Genomic DNA, 17,186 nt, shown 5'->3' on the forward strand with positions numbered 1-17,186 from the left:
ATGGGCATCAAGGTTTTGCTGGTCGAGGATGACCGTTCTTTGCGCGAGGCGCTGGCCGATACGCTGTTGCTGGCCGGCCATGATTACCATGCGGTCGGTTGCGCTGAAGACGCGTTGACGGCGGTGGCGCGAGAGGCGTTCAGTCTGGTGGTCAGCGACGTCAACATGCCCGGCATGGATGGTCATCAACTGCTCGCGTTGTTGCGGGCCCGCCAGCCGCAATTGCCGGTGTTGTTGATGACCGCCCATGGCGCCGTCGAACGCGCGGTCGATGCCATGCGCCAAGGCGCGGCGGATTATCTGGTCAAACCGTTTGAGCCCAAAGCGCTGCTGGATCTGGTGGCGCGCCATGCGTTGGGCAATATGGGCGCAAGCGAAAGCGAAGGTCCGATTGCCGTCGAGCCGGCCAGTGCACAGCTTCTCGAATTGGCGGCGCGAGTCGCACGCAGCGATTCCACCGTGTTGATCTCTGGTGAGTCGGGTACCGGTAAAGAAGTGCTGGCGCGCTACATTCACCAGCAATCCCATCGCGCCAATCAACCGTTCATTGCCATCAACTGCGCCGCGATCCCGGACAACATGCTTGAAGCAACATTGTTCGGTCATGAGAAGGGTTCATTCACCGGCGCCATCGCCGCGCAGGCAGGCAAGTTCGAACAGGCCGACGGCGGCACGCTTCTGCTCGACGAAATTTCCGAAATGCCCCTCGGCCTGCAGGCCAAGCTTTTGCGTGTGTTGCAAGAGCGTGAGGTGGAACGCGTCGGCGCGCGCAAGCCGATCACCCTCGATATCCGTGTGGTTGCGACAACCAACCGCGACTTGGCGGGCGAAGTGGCGGCGGGGCGTTTTCGTGAGGATCTGTTCTACCGTCTGTCGGTTTTCCCCCTGGCCTGGCGTCCACTTCGCGAGCGCACTGCCGATATCTTGCCGCTGGCTGAGCGCTTGTTGGCCAAACACGTCAATAGAATGAAGCATGCCGCGGCGAAACTTTCGCCTGAGGCGCAAGCGTGCCTGACCGCTTACCCGTGGCCAGGCAACGTTCGTGAGCTGGATAACGCGATTCAGCGCGCGCTGATTCTGCAGCAGGGCGGTTTGATCCAGCCGCAGGATTTCTGTCTCGCCGGTGCCGTGACGTTCGCCGCGTTGCCGGTCGCAGCGCCCGCGCAAACCGTGGTTCGTGAAGTGGAAATCGACGTGGATTCCGCCGGGGCATTGGGCGATGACCTGCGCCGCCGGGAGTTTCAGATGATCATCGACACCCTGCGCACCGAGCGTGGCCGACGCAAAGAAGCGGCGGAAAAACTCGGCATCAGCCCGCGAACCCTGCGCTACAAACTCGCGCAAATGCGCGATGCGGGGATGGACGTCGAAGGTTATCTGTTCGCCACTTGATCCGTGGCGTCATGCATTGCAAACGCTTTTCTGAAGGGGTGCCCGTGAGCTGGCACCCTTGTTGCTAATACCTGTGTACCCGCCGAGTGAGTGTCAAAAAATTGCGGGCCGCCCAAGAGAGTAGACCATGAGCCAAGGTATTGAATTTAATCGGTTGATGATGGACATGCAGGCCATGAAAGTGGATGCCATGTCTGCGCCGAAATCGACGACCGCTGTCCCTGAGCTGGGAGGCAGCAGCTTTTCCGACATGCTCGGTCAGGCGATCAACAAAGTCAGCGATACCCAGACCGCGTCGACTCAGTTGGCCAACGCCTTTGAAGTGGGCAAAAGCGGTGTCGATCTGACCGACGTGATGATCGCTTCGCAGAAAGCCAGCGTGTCGTTCCAGGCTCTGACCCAGGTGCGCAACAAACTGGTTCAGGCTTATCAAGACATCATGCAGATGCCGGTATAAGGACGAGATTGAGTCATGGCAGAAGCAGTCGCCGATAATGTTCCGGCCAAGGCCTCCCCGATAGACGGCAAACCGCCGTTGTTCGGCTTGTCCTTCCTGGAAAACCTCTCCGAGATGACCATGCTGCGTCAGGTAGGCCTGTTGGTCGGCCTGGCTGCGAGCGTGGCGATTGGCTTTGCCGTGGTGCTGTGGTCGCAGCAGCCGGATTACCGTCCGTTGTACGGCAGCCTTGCCGGCATGGACGCCAAGCAGGTCATGGATACCCTGGCCTCCGCCGACATCCCTTACACCGTCGAACCGAACTCCGGCGCCTTGCTGGTCAAGGCCGATGATCTGTCCCGTGCGCGCCTCAAGCTCGCAGCCGCTGGTGTCACTCCCAGCGATGGCAACATCGGTTTTGAAATCCTCGACAAGGAACAGGGTCTGGGCACCAGCCAGTTCATGGAAGCGACCCGTTATCGTCGCGGCCTCGAAGGTGAACTGGCGCGGACCATTTCCAGCCTGAACAACGTCAAGGGTGCCCGCGTGCACCTGGCGATTCCGAAGAGCTCGGTGTTTGTCCGTGACGAACGCAAGCCAAGCGCTTCGGTGCTGGTTGAGCTGTACAGCGGCCGTTCGCTGGAGCCGGGTCAGGTCGTTGCGATCATCAATCTGGTGGCGACTTCCGTTCCCGAGTTGAGCAAATCGCAGATCACCGTCGTCGACCAGAAGGGCAACCTGCTCTCTGATCAGGCGGAAAACTCTGAAATGACCATGGCCGGCAAGCAATTCGATTACAGCCGCCGCATGGAAAGCATGCTCACTCAGCGCGTGCACAACATTCTGCAACCGGTACTGGGCAACGATCGCTACAAGGCTGAAGTCTCGGCCGATGTCGATTTCAGTGCCGTCGAATCCACCGCCGAGCAGTTCAACCCGGATCAACCGGCGTTGCGCAGCGAGCAGTCGGTCAACGAACAACGCACCGCCAGCAATGGCCCGCAAGGAGTGCCGGGTGCCCTGAGCAACCAGCCACCGGCGCCGGCCTCTGCGCCGCAAACCACCGGTGGCGCAGCCGCGCCGGCCAGCATGGTGCAGCCAGGTCAGCCATTGGTTGACGCCAACGGTCAGCAGATCATGGACCCGGCCACCGGCCAGCCAATGCTCGCGCCGTACCCGGCCGACAAGCGTCAACAATCGACCAAGAACTTCGAGCTCGACCGTTCTATCAGCCACACCAAGCAGCAGCAGGGTCGCCTGAATCGTCTGTCGGTGTCGGTTGTGGTCGACGATCAGGTCAAGATCAACGCGGCCAACGGTGAAACCACCCGTGCGCCGTGGAGCGCCGACGAATTGGCGCGCTTTACCCGTCTGGTGCAGGACGCCGTCGGTTTCGACGCCAGCCGTGGCGACAGCGTCAGCGTGATCAACATGCCGTTCTCCGCCGAGCGCGGTGAAGTGATTGCCGATATTCCGTTCTACTCCCAGCCATGGTTCTGGGACATCGTCAAACAAGTGCTGGGTGTGTTGTTCATCCTGGTGCTGGTGTTTGGTGTGCTGCGTCCGGTGCTCAACAACATTACCGGCGGCGGCAAAGGCAAGGAGCTGGCCGGTCTTGGCAGCGACGTGGAACTCGGCGGGATGGGCGGCCTGGACGGCGAACTTTCCAACGACCGCGTGAGCCTCGGTGGTCCGCAGAGCATTCTGTTGCCGAGCCCGAGCGAGGGTTATGACGCGCAACTGAATGCAATCAAGAGCCTTGTGGCCGAGGATCCGGGTCGTGTGGCTCAGGTCGTGAAAGAGTGGATTAACGCAGATGAGTGATAACCGAGCCGCAGCCGTCAAACTGACCAAGGTCGACAAAGCCGCGATTCTGCTGCTGTCCCTGGGTTCGACCGATGCTGCACAAGTGTTGCGCCACATGGGCCCGAAAGAGGTTCAGCGCGTCGGCGTAGCCATGGCGCAGATGGGCAACGTCCATCGCGAACAGGTCGAGCAGGTCATGAGCGAGTTCGTCGACATCGTCGGCGATCAGACCAGCCTCGGCGTTGGTTCCGACGACTACGTGCGCAAAATGCTCACCCAGGCCCTGGGTGAAGACAAGGCCAACGGCCTGATCGACCGCATCCTGCTCGGTGGCAACACCAGTGGCCTCGACAGCCTGAAATGGATGGAGCCGCGCGCGGTTGCCGACGTGATCCGTTACGAGCACCCGCAGATTCAAGCGATCGTGGTCGCGTACCTCGACCCGGATCAGGCCGGTGAAGTACTCGGCAATTTCGACCACAAAGTGCGTCTGGACATCATCCTGCGCGTGTCGTCGTTGAACACCGTGCAGCCAGCGGCACTGAAAGAGCTGAACCAGATTCTCGAGAAGCAGTTCTCCGGCAACTCGAATGCCTCGCGCACCACCCTGGGTGGCATCAAGCGCGCGGCGGACATCATGAACTTCCTCGACAGCTCGATCGAAGGCCAGCTCATGGACTCGATCCGCGAAGTCGACGAAGACCTGTCCGGTCAGATCGAAGACCTCATGTTCGTGTTCAACAACCTCGCCGATGTCGACGACCGTGGCATTCAGGCGTTGCTGCGCGAAGTGTCTTCCGACGTGCTGGTGCTGGCCCTCAAGGGTTCGGACGAGGGCGTCAAAGAGAAGATCTTCAAGAACATGTCCAAACGTGCTGCCGAACTGTTGCGCGACGACCTCGAGGCCAAAGGCCCGGTGCGTGTCAGCGACGTCGAAACCGCACAGAAAGAAATCCTCACCATTGCCCGTCGTATGGCCGAAGCCGGCGAAATCGTACTCGGCGGCAAAGGTGGCGAGGAAATGATCTAAGCCCATGGACAAGCACGACGACGATGTGACGGATCTGATCCGTGCCCGCGATGTCCGTGGTTTCGAATCCTGGGCCATGCCCAGCTTCGACCTGCCGAAGCCGGAACCCGAGCCTGAACCGGAGCCCGAACCGCCGGAAATGGAAGAAGTGCCGCTGGAAGAAGTCCAGCCACTGACTCTGGAAGAACTCGAAAGCATCCGTCAGGAGGCTTACAACGAGGGCTTCGGCATCGGCGAAAAGGAAGGTTTTCACAGTGCCACGCTCAAGGTGCGTCAAGAAGCCGAGGTGGCGCTCACCGCCAAACTCGCCAGCCTTGAGCAGTTGATGGCGAATCTGTTCGAGCCCATCGCCGAGCAAGACACGCAGATCGAAAAGTCGTTGGTCGACCTCGTGCAACACATCACCAAACAAGTGATCAAGCGCGAACTGGCCATCGATTCCAGCCAGATCGAACACGTCATGCGCGATGCGCTCAAGCTGTTGCCGCTGGGCGTCGACAACGTGCGCCTGTACGTCAATCCGCAGGACTTCGAGCAAGCCAAGGCTTTGCGCGAACGTCATGAGGAAACCTGGCGCATTGTCGAAGATGAATCGCTGTTGCCGGGTGGTTGCCGGGTTGAAACCGAGCACAGCCGCATCGATGCCAGCATCGAAACCCGCGTGGCCCAGGTCATGGCAAAATTGTTCGATCAGTTGCACGAGCAAGCCTTGCACCCGGCCGAGGCGGATCTGACTCTGGATATCCCCGAAGACGTGAAACCGGCGGCCACGTCTGAAGAGCCGCTCGCGGACGAACCCGATGCGCCTTGAACGCACCAGTTTCGCCAAGCGCCTGAGCAGTTATGCCGAGGCGGTTGAAATTGCCGGCGCGCCGATTCTTGAAGGTCGCCTGCTGCGCATGGTCGGCCTCACCCTCGAAGCCGAAGGCCTGCGCGCTGCCATGGGCACACGTTGTCTGGTGATCAATGACGACAGCTATCACCCCTCGCAGGAGGAAGCGGAAGTCATGGGGTTTTCCGGCAGCAAAGTCTTTCTGATGCCGGTCGGCAGTGTCGCCGGTATCGCCCCCGGCGCCCGCGTGGTGCCACTGGCCGATACCGGTCGGTTGCCGATGGGCATGAGCATGCTCGGTCGCGTGCTCGACGGCGCCGGTCGTGCGCTGGACGGCAAGGGCGGCATGAAGGCCGAAGACTGGGTGCCGATGGACGGCCCCACGATCAACCCGCTCAACCGTGACCCGATCAGCGAGCCGCTGGACGTCGGTATCCGTTGCATCAACGGTTTGCTGACGGTCGGTCGTGGCCAGCGTCTGGGCCTGTTCGCCGGTACCGGTGTCGGTAAGTCGGTGTTGCTGGGCATGATGACCCGCTTCACCGAAGCCGACATTATCGTCGTTGGCCTGATCGGTGAACGGGGTCGCGAAGTCAAGGAATTCATCGAGCACAGCCTCGGTGAAGAAGGCCTCAAACGTTCCGTGGTGGTTGCCTCGCCGGCGGATGACGCGCCGTTGATGCGTTTGCGCGCGGCGATGTACTGCACGCGCATCGCCGAGTATTTCCGCGACAAGGGCAAGAACGTCCTGTTGCTGATGGACTCGCTGACCCGTTTCGCTCAGGCCCAGCGGGAAATCGCCCTGGCCATCGGCGAGCCGCCAGCGACCAAGGGTTATCCGCCGTCGGTATTCGCCAAGCTGCCGAAACTGGTGGAGCGCGCCGGTAATGCGGAGAAGGGCGGTGGTTCGATCACCGCGTTCTATACCGTGTTGTCCGAGGGCGATGACCAGCAGGACCCGATTGCCGACTCGGCGCGAGGCGTACTCGACGGCCACATCGTGCTGTCCCGGCGTCTGGCCGAGGAAGGGCACTATCCGGCCATCGACATCGAAGCGTCGATCAGCCGGGTGATGCCGGCGGTGGTTTCGCCGGAGCACATGCAGCGTGCGCAGTATTTCAAACAACTGTGGTCGCGTTATCAGCAGAGTCGTGACCTGATCAGTGTCGGCGCCTATGTGGCCGGCGGCGACCGTGAAACCGACGTGGCGATTTCCCTGCAACCGCAGTTAGTCCGCTATCAGCGTCAGGGCCTCAACGACAAAATCAACATGGGCGAAAGTCAGGCCTATCTCGAAACGCTGTTCGCACCTGCGGCGGGCGGTTAACCGCTCATGGCCGCCGTCAGTCGAGCCGCGCGTCTGGCGCCGGTGGTGGACATGGCTGAAAAAGCCGAGAAAACCGCTGTGCAGCGGCTGGGTTACTTTCAGGGGCAAGTGAAGGTCGCAGAAAGCAAGCTGGCCGACCTCAATGCCTTTCGTCTGGACTACTCCGAGCAATGGATCGTGCGCGGCGCCACCGGCGTGACCGGCCAATGGTTGCTGGGTTTTCAGGGCTTTCTGGCGCAGCTCGACACCGCCGTCGATCAGCAACGGCAGAGCCTGAACTGGCACCAGAAGAATCTGGACAACGCGCGTGAGGCCTGGCAACAGGCATTCGCCAAAGTCGAAGGCCTGCGCAAACTGGTGCAGCGCTACCGTGAAGAGGCGCAACGCCTCGAAGACAAGCGCGAGCAGAAGCTGCTTGATGAACTGTCGCAGCGATTGCCCCGACAGAATCCGTTCTGAAACAAAAATCAAAAGATCGCAGCCTTCGGCAGGGGATCGGTGTAGGAGCTGCCGAAGGCTGCGATCTTTTGATCTGGCTTCCTGACCTTGCCCCAACCCTGTCCAGATGCTAAACCTTGTACACGTTCGTCAATGACAAGGAAGCCAGTCAATGTCAGTCGTTGCAGAAGTATCTCCGGATGGTCAAAAACTGACGATTTCGGTCAAGGGGCGGTTCGATTTCGGGCGCCATCAGGAATTTCGCGAGTCTTATGAGCGGCTCGACAGGAAACCAGAATCCATTGTGGTCGATCTGAAAGAAGCCACCTACCTCGACAGCTCGGCACTGGGCATGTTGCTCCTGCTGCGCGATCACGCCGGCGGCGATAACTCGGACGTGCGAGTCGTCAACAGCAGCTCCGACGTGAAAAAGATCCTCGCCATCTCCAATTTCGACAAACTCTTCGACATCAGTTGACGGCCATGCAGGTGCAAGAGCCGCTGACGATCCTGATCGCCGAAGACAGCGCCGCCGATCGCTTATTGCTGTCGACCATCGTTCGTCGCCAGGGCCACGAAGTCCTGACGGCGGCCAACGGTGCCGAAGCGCTCGATCTGTTTCGCCAACAGCGACCCGATCTGGTGCTGATGGACGCGATGATGCCGGTGATGGACGGCTTCGAGGCCGCGCGGCAGATCAAGGCGCTGGCGGGCGAGACGCTGGTGCCGATCATCTTCCTCACCTCGCTCACTGAAAGCGAAGCGCTGGTGCGTTGTCTGGATGCCGGCGGCGACGACTTTCTGGCGAAGCCCTACAACCAAGTGATCCTTGCCGCCAAAATCAAGGCGATGGACCGCTTGCGCCGGTTACAGGCGACCGTGCTGCAGCAGCGCGATCTGATTGCCAAACACCACGATTACCTGCTCAACGAACAGCGCGTGGCCAAAGCGGTGTTCGACAAGGTTGCGCACTCCGGCTGCCTCAGTGCACCGAACATCCGTTATCTGCAATCGCCTTACGCGCTGTTCAACGGTGACTTGTTGCTGGCGGCGTACACCCCGGCCGGCGACATGCATGTGCTGCTCGGCGACTTCACCGGCCATGGGTTGCCGGCTGCGGTCGGCGCGATGCCGTTGGCCGAAGTGTTCTACGGCATGACCGCCAAGGGCTACGGCCTCGCCGAAACCCTGCGCGAGATGAACGCCAAGCTCAAGCGCATCCTGCCGGTGGACATGTTCTGCTGCGCGACGCTGCTGTGCCTGAGTTCTCAACGGCGCTCGGTCGAAGTGTGGAATGGCGGCATGCCCGACGGCTATCTGCACCGGATCGCCACGGGCGAGCGCGTGCCGTTGGCCGCGCGGCATCTGCCGTTGGGAGTGCTCAGCCCCCAAGCGTTCGACGATTGCACTGAAGTTCATCCGATGGCAGTCGGTGACCGGGTTTTCCTGTTGTCCGACGGGGTGATCGACACCAGCGATGCCAGTGATCAATTGTTCGGCGTCGAGCGCTTGCAGCAGGTGTTCGCCGCCAACCGCGAGCCGGATCGCTTGTTCGAGGACATCGAGCAGGCACTGCGGGATTTTCGCGGCGAGGCGCGCGATGACGTCAGCATGGTCGAGGTCAGCCTGTTGGAGCCGGCGCAGGTCAAGCCCTCGGCACCGGTGTATTCCGACAGCGGCCAGTCGTGCCCGCTGGACTGGTCGGTAAGCTTCGAGTTTTGCGGCGCCACGCTCAAACGTTTCAATCCGTTGCCGTACCTGCTGCAGTTGCTGCTTGAGGTGCATGGATTGCGGGCGCAGAGTGGTGCTTTGTACAGCGTGCTGGCGGAGTTGTATTCCAATGCGCTCGAGCACGGCGTGCTCGGGCTGGATTCCAGTCTCAAGCGCGATGCGGCGGGTTTCGCTCGCTACTATCAGCAGCGCAACGATCGGCTGGAGGCGTTGCAGGACGGTTTCGTGCGCGTGCATTTGCAGGTGCAGCCGCAGGGCGACGGCGGTCGTCTGGTGATTCGGGTGGACGACAGTGGTAAGGGCTTCGATGTGGCGCGGGTGATGGATCGACCGCTGGACGGTGTCCGTTTGTCGGGACGTGGTGTCAGCCTGGTCCGGCAATTGGGGCGCAACGCCAGTTGGTCGGACGAAGGTCGTAGTGCCCGCGTGGAGTTTTCCTGGGAGGTTCAGGCATAATCCGCGCAATTCTTGATCAAGGAGTGAACAAGTGGCTGACACACATATTGATCGCGAGGCGCTCAGCGTACTGCGCGAAGTCATGGAGGAGGGTTATCCGGAGCTTCTGGATACCTTTCTGGCGGATTCCGAAAGTCGCTTGGGCGAGTTGCAAAAGACCTCTGATGCCAAGGTGTTGTCGGAAGTTGCCCATAGTTTCAAGGGCAGCGCCAGCAACATGGGCGCTGTCCGTTTGGCGGCACTCTGCCAGGAACTCGAATCGGACGCCAAAGACAAGAGTCCGGCGGAAATAGTCAAACTGGTCGCTGAGATCAGTGGCGAATTTGCTGAAGTTCGCCCGGTTTACGAAAGCGAAAAACGTCCCGCTCACACCCACTGATCCCGCCGTCCGGCGCTTTTCTCAAGCGCCGGACAAAACTGGCCCGGCACTTGCAGATATCTCCGCAACTGTACCTACGATCCCAGTGCAGCGGAGACCGTTTCATGCCTGCGACCCCCAACATCCTTCTTCAAAACGCCGCTCAGGCCAAGGCGCAAGCCGCTTCTGCCAAAACGTCGGCGATGGCCGTAGACACCGGGGATAAAGCCTCAAGCTTCGCGAAAGTGTTCGCCGATCAGGGGTCGAGCAAGCCTGTTGCAGCCGCTGACAATTCGCCCAAGTCGCCGCGCGACAAGGGCGCTGACAACAGCGGTAAAAAGGACGTTGGCCAGGATCCATCTGCCGCTGCGCAACCGGCGGTTGCCGATAGCGGCAACGACTTGCCAGCCGATAAAACCGCCGCGAGCGATGACACCACCGCCAGCAGCGACGACAGCACGGACACTTCTCAGCCGGCAGTGGTTGATGCCGCACCCGTTGACCCGACACTCGATCCGGCATTGGCAATCGCTGTGCAGCCGGTGACCACGCCGCCCGTGGTGCCGACCCCGGTTGCCGCCGCCCAGCCTGAAACTGACCCCCCTGCGCTCGCCGCATTGCCGAGCGTGGTCAAAGACCCGGCGCCTGCCACTGACAGTGATTTCGATCCTTCGGCGGACCCCCTCGACTCGCTGCCAGTGGTGCGTATGGCGATGGAGCAGGGCGGGCATATTTCCGCTGCCAGCCAGGCGCAACCGAAAGCCTCGCCGGCTCAGGCTCAGGCCGACGGTGAGCTGACGGCGGCGCAGAATTTTGCGGCCGGCATGGCCGGTATGCTCGACGTGCAAGCCGACAAGGACAGCACCAGTCAGGGCGGTGACAAGGCTTTCAGTGGTTTGATCGATGACGGTCTCAAAGACCTCAAGACTGCGACCAGCGATACCCGTGTCGATGACTTCGCCAACCGTCTGGCGGCACTGACTCAGGCCGCGACACCGAAGACCGCCAACGCGGTACCGGTGAATCAACCAATTGCCATGCATCAGAGCGGCTGGACCGAAGAAGTGGTCAACCGCGTCATGTATCTGTCGAGCGCCAATCTGAAGGCGGCGGACATTCAATTGCAGCCGGCCGAACTCGGGCGTCTGGATATCCGCGTGAACATGGTGCCGGATCAGCAGACACAGGTGACCTTCATGAGCGCGCATCCAAGTGTGCGCGAAGCACTTGACGGCCAGATGCATCGCCTGCGTGACATGTTCAACCAGCAGGGCATGGGCCAGGTTGACGTCAATGTCTCCGACCAGAGCCGTGGCTGGCAGGGCCAGCAAGGCCAGGAGCAGGCGCAGCAGGGCCAGAGTGGCCGCACCAGCGCGGCCGGCGGTCGCCTCGATTCGGCGGATGAAGAATTGGCGCCTGCCGCCATTGCTGAAGCCGCTGCTCAAACCACCAGCGTGATCGGCAGCAGCGCGGTCGACTATTACGCCTGATCAAATCAAGAGCCTCTCACCCTAGCCCTCTCCCAGAGGGAGAGGGGACTGATCGGGGGGTGCTCGGGACGTGCGCCGACCGGTTACTTCTGCTGTGAATCCACAATCGACTCGGTCTTTCAGGTCGATGTCTCACTACTTCTGCTGTAAATCCATAATCGACTCAGTCTTTGAGGTCGATGTTTGACGTCTGACACCTCGGTCGGCCCCCTCTCCCTCCGGGAGAGGGCTGGGGTGAGGGTGCCTTTGACTTTAGCGTTGTCTCCACCATCACTGACACTTCTGGCATAACACTTGCTCTTGCCTTGCCGTGCGACTGTGAAAACCCGATTAGTGACGGATTATTGGCATGGCGAAGAGCGAAACAGCAGCAGTGAAAGACCCCGCAACCAAAGGCAAACTCAAGCTGATCATTGTGATCGTGCTGGCATTGCTATTGGCCATTGGTGCATCCGTGGGGGCGACCTGGTTCTTCATGCACAGTGCCCAGAGCAAGCCTGCCGAGGCCGCCGATGCAGCGCCCGTCGGCAAGCAACCGGCGATTTTCGAGCCGATGGCGCCGGCGTTTGTCGCCAACTACAACCAGAACGGTCGTCAGCGCTACATGCAGGTGAGCCTCACCATGCTGGCGCGTAACCAGGCCGATCTGGACGCGCTCAAAGTGCACATGCCGGTGATCCGCAACAACCTGGTAATGCTCTTCTCCGGTCAGGATTTCGCCACACTGGCGACCCCGGTCGGCCAGGAGATGTTGCGCCAGAAGGCCACAGCCAGCGTCCAGGAAGTGGCGCAGAAAGAGCTGGGCAAAGTGGTGATCGAACAGTTGCTTTTCACTAATTTCGTACTGCAGTAGGAACACGACATGGCCGTGCAGGATCTGCTGTCCCAGGATGAAATCGACGCGCTGTTGCATGGCGTCGACGATGGTCTGGTACAGACCGATAACGCTGCCGAACCCGGCAGTGTCAAAAGCTACGACCTGACCAGCCAGGATCGCATCGTCCGTGGACGCATGCCGACTCTGGAAATGATCAACGAGCGTTTTGCCCGTTACACCCGCATCAGCATGTTCAACATGCTGCGCCGCTCGGCGGACGTTGCCGTCGGTGGCGTACAGGTGATGAAGTTCGGCGAATACGTGCACTCGCTGTACGTACCGACCAGCCTCAATCTGGTCAAGATCAAGCCGTTGCGCGGCACCGCGCTGTTCATCCTTGACGCCAAACTGGTGTTCAAACTGGTGGACAACTTCTTCGGTGGCGACGGCCGTCACGCCAAGATCGAAGGGCGTGAATTCACCCCGACCGAACTGCGCGTGGTGCGCATGGTGCTGGAACAGGCTTTCGTCGATTTGAAAGAAGCCTGGCAGGCAATCATGGAAGTCAATTTCGAGTACATCAACTCGGAAGTGAACCCGGCCATGGCCAACATCGTCGGCCCGAGCGAAGCGATTGTGGTGTCGACCTTCCACATCGAACTCGATGGCGGTGGCGGCGACCTGCACGTGACCATGCCGTACTCGATGATCGAGCCGGTGCGTGAAATGCTCGATGCCGGTTTCCAGTCCGACCTCGACGATCAGGACGAGCGCTGGGTCAACGCCCTGCGTCAGGACGTGCTCGATGTCGACGTGCCGATCGGCGCCACCGTCGCTCGCCGCCAGTTGAAGTTGCGCGACATCCTGCACATGCAACCGGGGGATGTGATCCCGGTCGAGATGCCGGACGAAATGATCATGCGCGCCAACGGCGTGCCGGCCTTCAAGGTCAAGATGGGCTCGCACAAAGGCAATCTCGCGTTGCAAGTGATCGAGCCGATCGAGCGTCGCTGAAGCGGCGCCACACCCCTTTTTGCATTAACTGAATTGTTGCCCGCCGAGGACACATGATGAACGACGATATGAACGCCCAGGACGACCAGGCACTGGCTGACGAATGGGCTGCGGCCCTGGAAGAAACCGGTGATGGTCAAGCTGACATCGACGCACTGCTGGCGGCCGACGCGGCCAGCGGCTCGCGTCTGCCGATGGAAGAGTTCGGCAGCGTGCCGAAAAATAACGATCCAGTGACGCTGGATGGTCCGAACCTGGACGTCATCCTCGACATCCCGGTATCGATCTCGATGGAAGTGGGCAGCACTGACATCAACATCCGCAACCTGCTGCAACTCAACCAGGGTTCGGTGATCGAGCTCGATCGTCTGGCTGGTGAGCCACTGGACGTGCTGGTCAATGGCACGCTGATCGCGCACGGCGAAGTGGTTGTGGTCAACGAGAAGTTCGGCATCCGCCTGACTGACGTGATCAGCCCAAGCGAACGCATCAAGAAGCTGCGCTGAGTGAAAAGGTTTCTCTGGGCTCTGTTGGCCTTGCCGCTGAGCGTGCTGGCTGCTGAGCCGTCGACAGCCACGACAGTGCCTGCCGCTACCGCGCCGATGGTGACCAGCGGCGTGGCCGGGCAATTGACGCAACTGGTGTTCGGCCTGCTGCTGGTGCTGGGGGTGATTTTTTTCCTCGCCTGGCTGTTGCGTCGCGTGCAGCAGGCGGGTCCTGCCGGCAAGGGGCAGGTGATCGAGCTGATCGGATCGCGTGCACTGAGTCCGCGTGACCGCTTGCTGCTGGTCCAGGTCGGCAACGAGCAGATCCTGCTCGGGCTCAGCCCCGGCACCATCACCGCGCTGCATGTGCTCAAGGAACCGGTCGACGTGCCTGCGACCAGTGAAAAAGCGACCCCGGAATTTGCCCAGCAGCTGCTGAAGATTCTCGGCAAGGATCAGAAGGATACGAAGTAATGGGTGCGTTACGCATCGTCTTGACGCTGGCCCTGTTGCTGGCCGCGCCACTGGCGTTCGCCGCCGATCCGTTGTCGATCCCGGCGATCACGCTGGGCACCAACGCCGATGGCGCGCAGGAGTATTCGGTCAGTCTGCAGATCCTGCTGATCATGACCGCGCTGAGCTTTATCCCGGCGGCGGTCATCCTGATGACCAGTTTCACCCGGATCATCATCGTCTTCTCGATCCTGCGTCAGGCCCTCGGTCTGCAACAGACGCCGTCGAACCAGATCCTCACCGGCATGGCGCTGTTCCTGACGCTGTTCATCATGGCGCCGGTATTCGACCGGGTGAACAACGATGCGCTGCAACCGTACCTGGCGGAAAAACTCACCGCTCAGCAAGCGGTGGAAAAGGCTCAGGTGCCGATCAAGGACTTCATGCTCGCGCAGACCCGCACCAGCGACCTTGAGCTGTTCATGCGCCTGTCCAAGCGCACCGACATCGCCACGCCGGATCAGGCACCGTTGACCATTCTTGTACCGGCCTTTGTCACGTCTGAGCTTAAAACCGCGTTCCAGATCGGCTTCATGATCTTCATTCCGTTCCTGATCATCGACCTCGTTGTGGCCAGTGTGCTGATGGCGATGGGTATGATGATGCTGTCGCCGCTGATCATCTCGCTGCCGTTCAAGATCATGCTGTTCGTGCTGGTTGATGGTTGGGCGCTGATCATCGGCACCCTGGCCAGCAGTTTCGGGGGTGTCTCGCCATGACGCCGGAAGTCGCGGTCGATATCTTTCGTGAAGCGCTGTGGCTGACCACGTTGATGGTCGCGATCCTGGTGGTGCCGAGCCTGTTGGTTGGCCTGCTGGTGGCGATGTTCCAGGCCGCGACGCAGATCAACGAACAGACTCTGAGCTTCCTGCCGCGTCTGCTGGTGATGCTGGTGACGCTGATCGTCGCCGGTCCGTGGATCGTGCAGACGTTCATGGAATACATCATCCAGTTGTACAAAAACATTCCGATGGTCATCGGCTAAGCCATGCAATCGCTGCTTCAGCTGACCGACACCCAGATCAGTACCTGGGTGGCCTCGTTCATGTTGCCGCTGTTTCGCGTCGCATCGATGCTGATGGTCATGCCGGTGTTCGGCACCACGCTGGTGTCGCGGCGGATACGCCTGTATTTCGCCGTGGCGATCACCGTGTGCATTGCCCCGGGCCTGCCGCCCATGCCGGCGGTCAGCCCTCTGGATCTGAGCGGTTTGCTGCTGATTGCCGAACAGATTCTGGTGGGTGCCGTGCTGGGGTTTTCCCTGCAACTGTTCTTCCAGGCGTTCGCCGTGGCCGGGCAGATTGTCGCGATCCAGATGGGCATGGGCTTCGCCTCGATGGTCGACCCGGCCAACGGCGTCTCGGTGGCGGTGATCGGACAGTTCTTCACCATGCTCGTGACCCTGTTGTTTCTGTCGATGAACGGCCATCTGGTGGTCTTCGAAGTCCTCACCGAAAGTTTCACCACGCTGCCGGTCGGTGGCGGATTAATGACGGCGCAGTACTGGGAATTGGCCGGTAAGCTCGGGTGGGTGCTGGGCGCAGCGTTGTTGCTGGTGTTGCCGGCTGTCACCGCGTTGCTGGTGGTCAACATCGCATTTGGCGTGATGACCCGTGCAGCGCCGCAATTGAACATTTTCTCCATCGGTTTCCCACTGACCCTGGTGCTCGGGCTGTTCATCGTCTGGGTGGGGCTGGCGGACATTCTCAATCAGTATCAGCCGCTGGCCACCGAGGCCTTGCAGTTGTTACGCGAACTGGCACGGGCGCGCTGAGTCATGGCTGAGAGCGAAAGCGGTCAGGACAAAACAGAAGACCCCACGGAGAAACGTAAAAAGGACTCCAGGGAAAAGGGTGAGATCGCCCGCTCCAAAGAACTCAACACCCTTGCCGTGATGATGGCTGGCGCCGGCGCACTGCTGGTGTTCGGCGGTATGCTGGCCGAAGACCTGATGGAACTGATGCGCATGAACTTCACGCTGTCGCGTGAGGTGATCATGGATCAGGGTTCCATGGGCGCATTTTTGTTGAAGTCGGGTCAGATGGCGTTGTTGGCCATCCAGCCGTTCATGATCACGTTATTGCTGGCGGCATTGATCGGGCCGATTTCTCTGGGTGGCTGGTTGTTTGCGGCCGGCTCCATGGCACCCAAGTTCAGCCGGATGAACCCGGCGGCAGGCTTGAAGCGAATGTTTTCGTTCAAGGCTGTGGTCGAACTGCTCAAGGCACTGGCCAAGTTTCTGGTCACTTTGGGTGTGGCACTGGTGGTGCTGATGTCGGATGTCGATGACTTGATGCGGATCGCTCATGAGCCGCTTGAAATGGCGATCATTCACAGCGTTACATTGGTTGGCTGGAGCACTTTGTGGCTCGCCTGCGGCCTGATCATCATCGCCGCCGTCGACGTGCCGGTGCAGCTCTGGGAGGCGCACAAGAAACTGCTGATGACCAAGCAGGAAGTGCGCGACGAGCACAAGGATCAGGAAGGTCGCCCAGAGGTTAAACAGCGCATCCGCCAGACCCAGCGCGAAATGTCCCAGCGCCGGATGATGGCGGCGATTCCCGACGCCGACGTGGTCATCACCAACCCGACGCACTACGCTGTCGCGCTCAAGTACGATTCCGAAAAGGGCGGCGCGCCCATACTGTTGGCCAAGGGCAGCGACTTCCTCGCCCTGAAAATCCGCGAAATCGCCGTGGCCAACAACGTCATGCTCCTTGAATCGCCGGGGCTGGCGCGGTCGATTTACTACTCCACCGAGCTGGATCAGGAAATTCCTGGTGGCCTCTACCTGGCGGTTGCCCAGGTGCTGGCCTACGTCTACCAGATCCGCCAGTACCGTGCGGGCAAGGGCAAACGCCCGGATCCGCTCAAGGATGATTTGCCGATCCCGCCGGACCTGCGCCGCGATTCCTGATTTCTCCCCTCATACCTTTTGTCTCTGATCGTTCCCACGCTCTGCGTGGGAATGCAGCTCGGGGCGCTCCGCGTCCCTTTCCCAGAGCCGAACGCGGAGCGTCCGTTGAGGCATTCCCACGCAGAGCGTGGGAACGATCTGTGA

General features: G+C 60.6%; 19 protein-coding genes. All 19 read left to right on the forward strand.

What is annotated here, in order from left to right:
* The 19 genes from AK821_RS17620 (at position 1) to flhB (ending at position 17,042) form a co-directional block, all read left to right on the forward strand.
* The gene (locus tag AK821_RS17620; protein ID WP_064390857.1) at positions 1 to 1,392 is read left to right on the forward strand and encodes a sigma-54-dependent transcriptional regulator; all 1,392 of its coding nucleotides are present in this window, start codon (positions 1 to 3) and stop codon (positions 1,390 to 1,392) included.
* Between the two features lie 127 nt (positions 1,393 to 1,519).
* Positions 1,520 to 1,849 carry a flagellar hook-basal body complex protein FliE gene (gene fliE / locus AK821_RS17625; RefSeq protein ID WP_064390858.1) on the forward strand — a complete coding sequence of 110 codons (330 nt, stop codon included), beginning with the start codon at positions 1,520 to 1,522 and terminating at the stop codon, positions 1,847 to 1,849.
* Positions 1,850 to 1,864: 15 nt separating this feature from the next.
* Positions 1,865 to 3,652, forward strand: a complete 1,788-nt coding sequence (gene fliF, locus AK821_RS17630; protein ID WP_064390859.1) for a flagellar basal-body MS-ring/collar protein FliF — start codon at positions 1,865 to 1,867, stop codon at positions 3,650 to 3,652.
* Positions 3,645 to 4,664 (forward strand): flagellar motor switch protein FliG, encoded by a 1,020-nt coding sequence (fliG, locus tag AK821_RS17635; RefSeq protein WP_039761172.1) that lies wholly within the window; start codon positions 3,645 to 3,647, stop codon positions 4,662 to 4,664. Before fliF ends, fliG begins: the two co-directional genes overlap by 8 nt.
* A 4-nt stretch (positions 4,665 to 4,668) precedes the next feature.
* Positions 4,669 to 5,475 carry a flagellar assembly protein FliH gene (gene fliH, locus AK821_RS17640; RefSeq protein ID WP_064390860.1) on the forward strand — a complete coding sequence of 269 codons (807 nt, stop codon included), beginning with the start codon at positions 4,669 to 4,671 and terminating at the stop codon, positions 5,473 to 5,475.
* Positions 5,465 to 6,823, forward strand: coding sequence for a flagellar protein export ATPase FliI (gene fliI / locus AK821_RS17645; protein WP_064390861.1), 1,359 nt, complete (start codon positions 5,465 to 5,467; stop codon positions 6,821 to 6,823). Before fliH ends, fliI begins: the two co-directional genes overlap by 11 nt.
* Before the next feature lie 6 nt (positions 6,824 to 6,829).
* A complete protein-coding gene (gene fliJ / locus AK821_RS17650) occupies positions 6,830 to 7,282 on the forward strand; it encodes a flagellar export protein FliJ (RefSeq protein WP_064390862.1) in 453 nt (150 codons plus the stop codon).
* A 151-nt stretch (positions 7,283 to 7,433) separates the two neighbouring features.
* Positions 7,434 to 7,739, forward strand: coding sequence for an STAS domain-containing protein (locus AK821_RS17655; RefSeq protein ID WP_064390863.1), 306 nt, complete (start codon positions 7,434 to 7,436; stop codon positions 7,737 to 7,739).
* A 5-nt stretch (positions 7,740 to 7,744) separates the two neighbouring features.
* A complete protein-coding gene (locus tag AK821_RS17660) occupies positions 7,745 to 9,448 on the forward strand; it encodes an ATP-binding SpoIIE family protein phosphatase (protein WP_064390864.1) in 1,704 nt (567 codons plus the stop codon).
* A gap of 31 nt (positions 9,449 to 9,479) precedes the next feature.
* Positions 9,480 to 9,827, forward strand: a complete 348-nt coding sequence (locus tag AK821_RS17665) for an Hpt domain-containing protein (protein WP_064390865.1) — start codon at positions 9,480 to 9,482, stop codon at positions 9,825 to 9,827.
* A gap of 104 nt (positions 9,828 to 9,931) precedes the next feature.
* Positions 9,932 to 11,296 carry a flagellar hook-length control protein FliK gene (locus AK821_RS17670; protein ID WP_064390866.1) on the forward strand — a complete coding sequence of 455 codons (1,365 nt, stop codon included), beginning with the start codon at positions 9,932 to 9,934 and terminating at the stop codon, positions 11,294 to 11,296.
* A gap of 349 nt (positions 11,297 to 11,645) precedes the next feature.
* Complete coding sequence (gene fliL / locus AK821_RS17675) at positions 11,646 to 12,149, forward strand: flagellar basal body-associated protein FliL (RefSeq protein ID WP_064390867.1); 504 nt, start codon at positions 11,646 to 11,648, stop codon at positions 12,147 to 12,149.
* 9 nt (positions 12,150 to 12,158) lie between these two features.
* The gene (gene fliM / locus AK821_RS17680; RefSeq protein WP_007920032.1) at positions 12,159 to 13,127 is read left to right on the forward strand and encodes a flagellar motor switch protein FliM; all 969 of its coding nucleotides are present in this window, start codon (positions 12,159 to 12,161) and stop codon (positions 13,125 to 13,127) included.
* A gap of 56 nt (positions 13,128 to 13,183) precedes the next feature.
* Positions 13,184 to 13,633: a flagellar motor switch protein FliN gene (fliN, locus tag AK821_RS17685; protein ID WP_007920031.1), complete on the forward strand. Its 450-nt coding sequence runs from the start codon at positions 13,184 to 13,186 to the stop codon at positions 13,631 to 13,633.
* Positions 13,634 to 14,086, forward strand: coding sequence for a flagellar biosynthetic protein FliO (gene fliO / locus AK821_RS17690; RefSeq protein WP_064390868.1), 453 nt, complete (start codon positions 13,634 to 13,636; stop codon positions 14,084 to 14,086).
* A complete protein-coding gene (gene fliP, locus AK821_RS17695; protein WP_007920027.1) occupies positions 14,086 to 14,844 on the forward strand; it encodes a flagellar type III secretion system pore protein FliP in 759 nt (252 codons plus the stop codon). The genes fliO and fliP overlap by 1 nt, the downstream gene beginning before the upstream one ends.
* Positions 14,841 to 15,110 (forward strand): flagellar biosynthesis protein FliQ, encoded by a 270-nt coding sequence (gene fliQ / locus AK821_RS17700; protein ID WP_007920026.1) that lies wholly within the window; start codon positions 14,841 to 14,843, stop codon positions 15,108 to 15,110. Before fliP ends, fliQ begins: the two co-directional genes overlap by 4 nt.
* Positions 15,111 to 15,113: 3 nt before the next feature.
* Positions 15,114 to 15,899, forward strand: coding sequence for a flagellar biosynthetic protein FliR (gene fliR / locus AK821_RS17705; RefSeq protein ID WP_064390869.1), 786 nt, complete (start codon positions 15,114 to 15,116; stop codon positions 15,897 to 15,899).
* 3 nt (positions 15,900 to 15,902) lie between these two features.
* Positions 15,903 to 17,042, forward strand: coding sequence for a flagellar biosynthesis protein FlhB (gene flhB, locus AK821_RS17710; protein ID WP_064390870.1), 1,140 nt, complete (start codon positions 15,903 to 15,905; stop codon positions 17,040 to 17,042).
* The last annotated feature ends 144 nt before the right edge of the window (positions 17,043 to 17,186 follow it).

Source organism: Pseudomonas sp. RIT-PI-r, from assembly GCF_001297015.1.
Taxonomy (GTDB): Bacteria; Pseudomonadota; Gammaproteobacteria; order Pseudomonadales; family Pseudomonadaceae; genus Aquipseudomonas.

Excerpts from the sequence above, each read along its gene's own strand:
- AK821_RS17620 (WP_064390857.1), top strand. The coding sequence starts at position 1 with ATGGGCATCAAGGTTTTGCTGGTCGAGGATGACCGTTCTTTGCGCGAG.
- fliE (WP_064390858.1), top strand. The coding sequence starts at position 1,520 with ATGAGCCAAGGTATTGAATTTAATCGGTTGATGATGGACATGCAGGCC.
- fliF (WP_064390859.1), top strand. The coding sequence starts at position 1,865 with ATGGCAGAAGCAGTCGCCGATAATGTTCCGGCCAAGGCCTCCCCGATA.
- fliG (WP_039761172.1), top strand. The coding sequence starts at position 3,645 with ATGAGTGATAACCGAGCCGCAGCCGTCAAACTGACCAAGGTCGACAAA.
- fliH (WP_064390860.1), top strand. The coding sequence starts at position 4,669 with ATGGACAAGCACGACGACGATGTGACGGATCTGATCCGTGCCCGCGAT.
- fliI (WP_064390861.1), top strand. The coding sequence starts at position 5,465 with ATGCGCCTTGAACGCACCAGTTTCGCCAAGCGCCTGAGCAGTTATGCC.
- fliJ (WP_064390862.1), top strand. The coding sequence starts at position 6,830 with ATGGCCGCCGTCAGTCGAGCCGCGCGTCTGGCGCCGGTGGTGGACATG.
- AK821_RS17655 (WP_064390863.1), top strand. The coding sequence starts at position 7,434 with ATGTCAGTCGTTGCAGAAGTATCTCCGGATGGTCAAAAACTGACGATT.
- AK821_RS17660 (WP_064390864.1), top strand. The coding sequence starts at position 7,745 with ATGCAGGTGCAAGAGCCGCTGACGATCCTGATCGCCGAAGACAGCGCC.
- AK821_RS17670 (WP_064390866.1), top strand. The coding sequence starts at position 9,932 with ATGCCTGCGACCCCCAACATCCTTCTTCAAAACGCCGCTCAGGCCAAG.
- fliL (WP_064390867.1), top strand. The coding sequence starts at position 11,646 with ATGGCGAAGAGCGAAACAGCAGCAGTGAAAGACCCCGCAACCAAAGGC.
- fliM (WP_007920032.1), top strand. The coding sequence starts at position 12,159 with ATGGCCGTGCAGGATCTGCTGTCCCAGGATGAAATCGACGCGCTGTTG.
- fliN (WP_007920031.1), top strand. The coding sequence starts at position 13,184 with ATGAACGACGATATGAACGCCCAGGACGACCAGGCACTGGCTGACGAA.
- fliP (WP_007920027.1), top strand. The coding sequence starts at position 14,086 with ATGGGTGCGTTACGCATCGTCTTGACGCTGGCCCTGTTGCTGGCCGCG.
- fliQ (WP_007920026.1), top strand. The coding sequence starts at position 14,841 with ATGACGCCGGAAGTCGCGGTCGATATCTTTCGTGAAGCGCTGTGGCTG.
- fliR (WP_064390869.1), top strand. The coding sequence starts at position 15,114 with ATGCAATCGCTGCTTCAGCTGACCGACACCCAGATCAGTACCTGGGTG.
- flhB (WP_064390870.1), top strand. The coding sequence starts at position 15,903 with ATGGCTGAGAGCGAAAGCGGTCAGGACAAAACAGAAGACCCCACGGAG.